We start from the raw sequence: 6,792 nt of genomic DNA, 5'->3' as shown, positions 1-6,792 counted from the left end.
CGGTGAACAGCCGCCGAAGCGACCGGAAGCTTGAAGGGCGCTCCGCGCCAGTCAGCGCGGGATGGTGTCGCCGGGGCGGCGCAAGGGCGGCGCGTCGAGGTCGGTCGAGCCGCCGGGGATCAGAGTCCAGGGGAAGTCCAGGAGTCTGGGCGGCGACGGCACCTGCTCGAGTGCTCGCTCCACGATGAGCTCCGCCTGGCGCTCGTACAGGTCGCTCGGTCCCACCGTCGTGAGGGTGGGAATGACCTGCTGCGCCTCCGGAGCGTTGCCCACACCGGCGATGGCGACATCGTGCGGAACTCGCAGGCCGAGCATGTGCGCTGCATTCATCGCGGCGATGGCAGCGAAGTCTGTCGTTGCGAACACGGCGGTGGGACGGCGATCGCCCGACAGGAGCTGGATGGCGGAGGTGAGGGCGCTGGCTTTGCTGTGATCTTCGTAGGTAACGGTGAACGAGGGATCCACGTCGAGTCCTGCCGCTGCCATCCGCTCGAGATACACCGTGTACCGCGAGGCGGGAGCGACCGACGCACGCAGCTGGGACTCGCCGGTGAGGCATCCGATCTGGGTGTGTCGCTCCAGCAGATGATCCATGACGAGCGCGCAGCCCGGCAGCGCATCCGAGCGGACGACGTCGAATCCATCGGGTTCCAGGGTCTCGCAGAACACCACGAGCCGCTGTCCACGCGCGACGAGAGTGCGCAGTTTTTCGCGGCTTTCATCCACGAGATCGACTGGCACACCGACATACGCCACATCGCTCTCCACCCGATCGAGCGCCGTGGACCAGTCCCCGTCCGCGAGGATCAGGGTGGTCAGACCATGGGGCTTGGATGCAGCGTTGACGGCCTCGGCAACAGCGAGTGACCACGGGTCGCTCAGCATGTGGAGCGAAAGCTGGATCATGCCCGTCTTGCCGGTGCGAATCGCCCGAGCCGCGCGATTGGGTCGGTAGTTGAGCTGGTCGGCCGCATCCAGCACCCGCTGGGTGGTTGCCGGAGCGACGCCCGACTCACCGCCGTGCCGCCCCGAGAACACGTAGGAAACGGTGGCAGTGGAGACACCGGCGAGCTCCGCGACCATACGAAGAGTCGGCCGGCGTCGCGGACGGGAATCATGGTCGGCCACTGTCACGGTCTCGCTCATCCTTTCGTCCCCGAGAAGGCTATGCCCTGGATGAAGTGGCGCTGCAGGAAGATGAAGACGAGCAGCATCGGGAGTGTCGCCAGAAGCGCCCCCGCCATGAGTACCGAGTAGTCGACGTGATGAAGGCCCCCGGCGAGCATGGCGAGTCCGACCGACAGCGGCATCTTGGATTGGTCGCTCGTCACGATCAGGGGCCAGATCAGATCGTTCCACGACCAGAGCGTGGTGAAGACTGCGAGGGCGATGATGCCCGGCTTCGCGAGCGGCACCATGACCCGCCAGAACGTCTGCCACGGATTTGCGCCGTCCAGCCGGGCCGCCTCTTCGAGCTCGGCCGGCATCGCCATGAAGAACTGGCGCATCAGGAAGATTCCGAAGGCGCTGAACAGCCCAGGGACGATGAGGCCCTGGAGCGTGTCGAGCCAGCCAAGGGCCTGGATGATCTCGTACTGGGGCAGCAGGAACAGCAACGAGGGGACCATGAGCACCGACAGCACGAGGATGAAGAGGATGCTGCGGCCGCGGAACGGAATGCGGGCGAAGGCGTAGCCGGCCATCGTGCACAGGACCACCTGGCCGAGCGTGCGGCCGGCCGTGATCAGGATCGAGTTCAGGAGCATCTGCCAGAAGGGGATCTGGTCGAACACCCCTGCAAAGTTCGTGAACACCCAGGGGTCGGGAAGGAGCTTGGGCGGAATGCTCACCGCGGCGTTGTCCGACTTGAAAGCCGTGAAGAACTCCCAGATGAACGGGAAGACCATCACCACTGCACCCGCCGCGAGCAGCAGGTGGACGAGGGTGTGGCGTCCGAGTCGACCCCGCTGTCGTCGCGGCCGACGGTTCATCTCGAAACTCGCCGATGAGGATGCGGCGTCCACGATGTCACTCATAGTGGACCCACTTCTTCTGCATGCGGAACTGCACGATCGTGAGCGCGAGGACGATCACGAAGAGGACGATCCCGATCGCGGCGGCATAGCCGCGATCGTTGTCGAGGAAGCCCGCCTCGTAGAACGAGTACACGATCGTGCGGGCGGCCGGTACAGCGGGATTGATCACGCGAGGCGTGAGCATCAGGTAGACGAGGTCGAAGACCTGGAGTGCGTTGATCACGGTCAGCACTGTCACGAGGAAGATGCTCGGGCTCAGGAGCGGGGTCGTGATCGAGACGAACTTCCGGATCGGCCCCGCCCCGTCCAACTCGGCTGCCTCCATTGCGGTGTCGGGAATCGCCTGCAGTCCCGCCATGAAGATCACGATGTTGGTGCCGAGGCTCGCCCAGATGCCGACGACCGCGATCGCCATCAGCACGGTGGAGTCGTTGGTGAGCCATGACGGCCCCACAATGCCGAAGGGCCGAAGCAGGCTGTTGAGCAGGCCGAACTCGCCGTTGTAGATCAGCTTCCACACCAAGGCGAAGGCCGCCGGCATGGTCACCACCGGGATGAAGTAGAGCGTGCGGTAGAAGCCTCGCCCTCTCAGCCCGGGAGTGTTCAGCAGTGCCGCGATCACCATCGCGAGCGGGATGCCGAGCAGCACGATCACGGTATAGACCGCTGTGTTGCGCAGATTCACGTAGAAGTCGGGATCCGAGAAGAGCCGAAGGTAGTTCGCGAAGCCGACGAAGGTGCTCCCACCGAACACACCGGTCTGCGTGAAAGAGAGGATGAGGGTCCGGACGGCCGGCCAGAGGTAGAAGACCGCGAGACCGAGCAGGGCGGGTCCGATGAACACGAGCGCCCACAGGGGCGATGTCCCGAGCGTACGGCGTCGACGGGGCCGGGAGATCGGTCGCCTCCCGGCACCGGGGGCGGCCCTCGGCCGCCCCCGGTGCTGATCGGCGATCGCAATCCCTTGGGGGTGTGCGATCACTTCGGTCATGGTGTGGTTCCTACTCCTTGTCGAGCTCGGCCTGCATCTTCGCAGCGAGGTCCTTCAGGCCGTCCTCGGGAGAGACGGCGCCAGCCCAGATCTGCGGCAGGATGTCTCCCTCGTGCTTGTTCCAGGCCGTCGTGTTCTTCGAGATCGGGTACGGAACCGCGGTGGGAACCTCGTCGATGAAGGTCTGCAGGTCGTACTGGGGCAGCGAGTCGACCCAGGCCTGCTGCTCGCCGTTGTACGCCGGGATGACCGCTCCGGTCTTCGCCATGATCTCCGCCGCAGCTTTGCCGCTCGCGAAGGCCGCGAACTCCTTTGCCTCCGCGAGGTGCGGGCTCTTCGCGTTCGCAACGTTCGCGAGACCGTGGATGATGCTCTGGTTGCCGGTCGGGCCGGTCGGGAGCGGCGCGATGTCGATCGTGCCGCCGATGGCGCTCTTCGCGTAGCCGGAAGGTGACCACGAGCCGTCCCAGAACATCGCGATCTTGCCCCCGGTCCACATGTCGAACGGCGACGTGTCGGTCATCTGCTGGGACGTCGGTGACGCGCCCGATGCGATGAGGTCAGTCCAGAACTCAACACCCTCGAGCGCCTCCGGCGACCCGTAGCCGCTCTTCTTGTGGTCGGCGCTGATGACCTCACCGCCCGCCTGGTAGATCGTGTTGTAGAAGGTCATCTGCCCGTAGGGCGCGGCCGCAGTGCCGTAGATGCCCTGTGCCGGGTCGGTGAGCTCCGCGGCAGCCGTCTGGAAGTCCTCCCATGTCCACCCTGCCTTCGGGTACGCGACTCCCGCCGCATCGAAGAGAGCCTTGTTGTACCAGACGCCGATCGTGTCGAAGTCCTTGGGCGCTCCGTAAAGCTTGCCGTCGTAGCTGTACAGGTCGACGAGGCCCTTCGGGTAATCGGACGTGTCGATGCCCTGGTCGTCGAGCGGGGCGATCTGACCATTCGAGGCGTACAACTGGAAGTTCGGGCCGTTGATCCAGAAGTTGTCGGGGCCCGATCCTCCGGCGACTGCCGTCTGGATCTTCGTCCAGTAGTCCGCGCTCGGAATGAGCTGGATGTCGACCGTGACGTTCGGGTGATCCTTCTCGAACGCGCTGATGATCTGCTCCATCGCGGGCTTCTGGTTCTCATCCCAGAGCGCGTACTTCAGTGTCACCTTCTCGTCGGTGCCGCCGTTGCCTCCGGCGCTTCCGCTGCTGCATCCCGCAAGCGTCAGCGCCGCGAGGGTCGCACCGGCAACCAACGCGAGCCGGGCACGCGACGAGCGATTCCGATTCATTGAGAACTCCTTCGTTCGCTGTGTTAATCGATTGGCTTAAACGATTAGCAAAACGATAAGACCGCCGGCTGGGGAATGCAAGGGGGAGTTTCGACACGTGCCGCGGGGTTCGAAAAGCATAGGCGGTTGGCGCAGAACGCCCCCGAAAGATTCCCCAGGGCGGGTCTCAGCTGGCTGCGGTGCCGCGCGCGACTCGCCGGTATCCGGTCGGCGACATCCCGACGTATCGCCTGAACGCCGTGCTGAAGTGCTGGCTCGATGAGAAGCCGAGAGCGTGTGAGATGTCCGTCACCGAGTCCGCTCCTTCCAGCAGTTCGCGCGCCCGGCTGACCTTCATGCGAAGGATGTAGTCCTTCGGGCTGGTTCCGAAGGACCGAGCGAACTGCTGAAAGAAGTGGGTCGACGACATCCCGGATACTTCGATGAGCTGCGCCACCGTGATCGGCTCCTCCAGGTGGGCGGTCGCCCACTCCAGCGACTGGCGCAGCGCCGGGTGCAGCGGCTGCGACGCAGCGGCTGCGACGCAGCATCGGCGTTCCAGACCGCGTGCGCCAGTTCCATGAGCGCTGCCATGCACAGTGCGTGCCGCCAGGTGCGTGTCCCGCTCCACCTGAGGTCTGTCGCGGTCAGGACGCGTAACAGCAGGTCGACGCTTTCTCGAGGAGCCGGGCGCGTGGTGACCCCAGCGGCCACGAGATTGTCGATGGTCTCGGAGATCGACCGATCATGTTCGCCCGACCCCGCGGACCGCGCACCCTCGGTGCCAACCACCAGCCAGAGCAGCTCTCCCCTTGTCTGCGCCACCGCGCCGGTGCTGTAGACGTGCCCCGGCGGAATGACGATCACAGCTCCCGGCCCCACCACGATGGAGCTCCCGTCGACCACGAAGTCGAACGTGGAGCGGATCGCGAAGGCCAGAACGAGCAGCCCCGCGTGCACCTGATCGGGCAGAGCCGGCTGCGCCGCCAGATAGCGATAGTGCCCAGCGCTGACGAGCGGACCCTGTCCCCGCAGATCGATGATCGTCCGATCGGCGGTCGACTCGAGGTCGGGAACATCGGATGACACGGCCATCCCCTGTTCGACCGCCCCAGTATCGTCGGCGCGCTCAGAACGCATGAAAACATCCTATGGACGATCCCGAACGCGAGTCGGCTGGTCCCTCCGCATGCTGATCTCCTGCCCAACAGGAGGAAATAGTGGATTCGGATGCAACTGACGAGGACGCGTCTTCTAGGCCGGGCGTCGTCGTCGTCACCGGCGGTGCCGGCGGCGGGATCGGCCAGGCGATCAGCCACGCAGTCGCGCAGTCCGGCGACCTCGTGGTCATCGGCGATCGGGACCTCCCCGCCGCAGAACACCTCGCGCAGCAACTGCGCACGACCGGAATGTCAGCCGTCGGACGATACCTGGATGTCGCTGACGAAACGAGCGTCGGCGAGTTCTTCGCCGATGTGCCCACGGAACTCGGCCCCCTGCGCGGCCTCGTGCACAGCGCCGGCGTCGGCCTCATCCGCCGGCTCGCCGATGTCAGCACCGCGGAATGGGATCGCGTTCATGGTGTGGATCTGCGGGGCGCGTTCTTATGTGCGCGCGCGGCGATCCCGCTGCTGATCGAGAACGGCGGGGGCGCGATCGTCAACATCGGCTCCGTGCAGGCGCTCGGACCGCACGTCGGGTACTCGACCTACGCCGCCGCGAAGGCGGGGCTGAGCGGACTGACCCGAGGCATCGCCGCCGACCACGGCCGCGACGGCATCCGGTGTTCGATCATCCACCCGGGTTTCGTGGACAGCCCGCAGAACCGGCAACTGCTCGCCGGCTGGGGCGACCCTGAGACCTGGATCCAGCACTACATCAACACGCGCCAGATGACACCGCGGCCCATCACCGGCGCCGAAATCGGCGCGGCCGCGGTCTTCCTGCTCTCCGACGCGGCCCGTTCGATCACCGCTGCGGAGATCACCGTCGACGGGGGCAGCTCCCGGATGGCATTCGACAACACCGACCCTCAYGAACCCGGAGACCACTCATGAGAATCGAACAGATCGAGCTGATCGAAGTCCAAGTCCCCGCCCGCGAGGGAGCGGTGAATTCCGTGAGCCTCGACAAGCCCCTGCACAAGCTCGCCTCCGTAGCCGACGCGGCGTGGACCCGGCAATTCGACGAATTCTCGAAGTACGTCCTGGTCGCGACGACCGACGACGGCACCGTCGGATTCGGCGAATCTCTCCGCGATCCCGACCGCCACGTGCAGGAGGCCATGGCGCGCTCCCTCATCGGGGCGGACGTCGGGCAGCTGCGCTGGCAGAACCTTCCGCTCGTGCACAGCCGCGAGTACGACGGGTTCGAACTTCTCGTGCTCGACCTGCTCGGCAAGCAGGCCGGTCTTCCCCTCGCGTCGCTGCTCGGCGGCGCTTATCGGGATGCCGTTCCCGTCGGGGCGTGGAGCGGACACCGCACCCCCGACGACGCAGCAGCAG

The 6,792-nt window shown here is 65.7% G+C and carries 6 protein-coding genes and 1 pseudogene; 2 read left to right on the top strand and 5 right to left on the bottom strand.

Going from position 1 to position 6,792, the window contains the following annotated elements:
- Positions 1–51: 51 nt before the first annotated feature.
- The 5 genes from AC1DVT_RS16765 to AC1DVT_RS16745 form a co-directional block, all read right to left on the bottom strand.
- The gene (locus AC1DVT_RS16765) at positions 52–1,146 is read right to left on the bottom strand and encodes a LacI family DNA-binding transcriptional regulator (protein ID WP_457100760.1); all 1,095 of its coding nucleotides are present in this window, start codon (positions 1,144–1,146) and stop codon (positions 52–54) included.
- A complete protein-coding gene (locus AC1DVT_RS16760; protein ID WP_457100761.1) occupies positions 1,143–2,036 on the bottom strand; it encodes a carbohydrate ABC transporter permease in 894 nt (297 codons plus the stop codon). The genes AC1DVT_RS16765 and AC1DVT_RS16760 overlap by 4 nt, the downstream gene beginning before the upstream one ends.
- Complete coding sequence (locus AC1DVT_RS16755; protein ID WP_477390135.1) at positions 2,029–3,027, bottom strand: carbohydrate ABC transporter permease; 999 nt, start codon at positions 3,025–3,027, stop codon at positions 2,029–2,031. The genes AC1DVT_RS16760 and AC1DVT_RS16755 overlap by 8 nt, the downstream gene beginning before the upstream one ends.
- A 10-nt stretch (positions 3,028–3,037) precedes the next feature.
- Complete coding sequence (locus AC1DVT_RS16750) at positions 3,038–4,309, bottom strand: ABC transporter substrate-binding protein (protein ID WP_477390133.1); 1,272 nt, start codon at positions 4,307–4,309, stop codon at positions 3,038–3,040.
- Positions 4,310–4,475: 166 nt separating this feature from the next.
- The gene (locus AC1DVT_RS16745) at positions 4,476–4,919 is read right to left on the bottom strand and encodes a helix-turn-helix domain-containing protein (RefSeq protein ID WP_477390131.1); all 444 of its coding nucleotides are present in this window, start codon (positions 4,917–4,919) and stop codon (positions 4,476–4,478) included.
- A gap of 589 nt (positions 4,920–5,508) precedes the next feature.
- On the opposite strand from AC1DVT_RS16745, the gene AC1DVT_RS16740 reads away from it, so the two are divergent.
- Positions 5,509–6,345, top strand: coding sequence for an SDR family NAD(P)-dependent oxidoreductase (locus AC1DVT_RS16740; protein WP_477390129.1), 837 nt, complete (start codon positions 5,509–5,511; stop codon positions 6,343–6,345).
- A pseudogene (locus AC1DVT_RS16735) lies at positions 6,342–6,792 on the top strand (hypothetical protein); the annotation flags it as partial. The gene AC1DVT_RS16740 and the pseudogene AC1DVT_RS16735, both read left to right, overlap by 4 nt.

Source organism: Microbacterium sp. P2_F9, from assembly GCF_056403635.1.
This window is presented reverse-complemented; position numbering and strand designations above follow the sequence as displayed.

Bases quoted from the DNA above. Each gene is read 5' to 3' on its own strand.
- AC1DVT_RS16765 (WP_457100760.1), bottom strand. From the start codon at position 1,146: ATGAGCGAGACCGTGACAGTGGCCGACCATGATTCCCGTCCGCGACGC.
- AC1DVT_RS16760 (WP_457100761.1), bottom strand. From the start codon at position 2,036: ATGAGTGACATCGTGGACGCCGCATCCTCATCGGCGAGTTTCGAGATG.
- AC1DVT_RS16755 (WP_477390135.1), bottom strand. From the start codon at position 3,027: ATGACCGAAGTGATCGCACACCCCCAAGGGATTGCGATCGCCGATCAG.
- AC1DVT_RS16750 (WP_477390133.1), bottom strand. From the start codon at position 4,309: ATGAATCGGAATCGCTCGTCGCGTGCCCGGCTCGCGTTGGTTGCCGGT.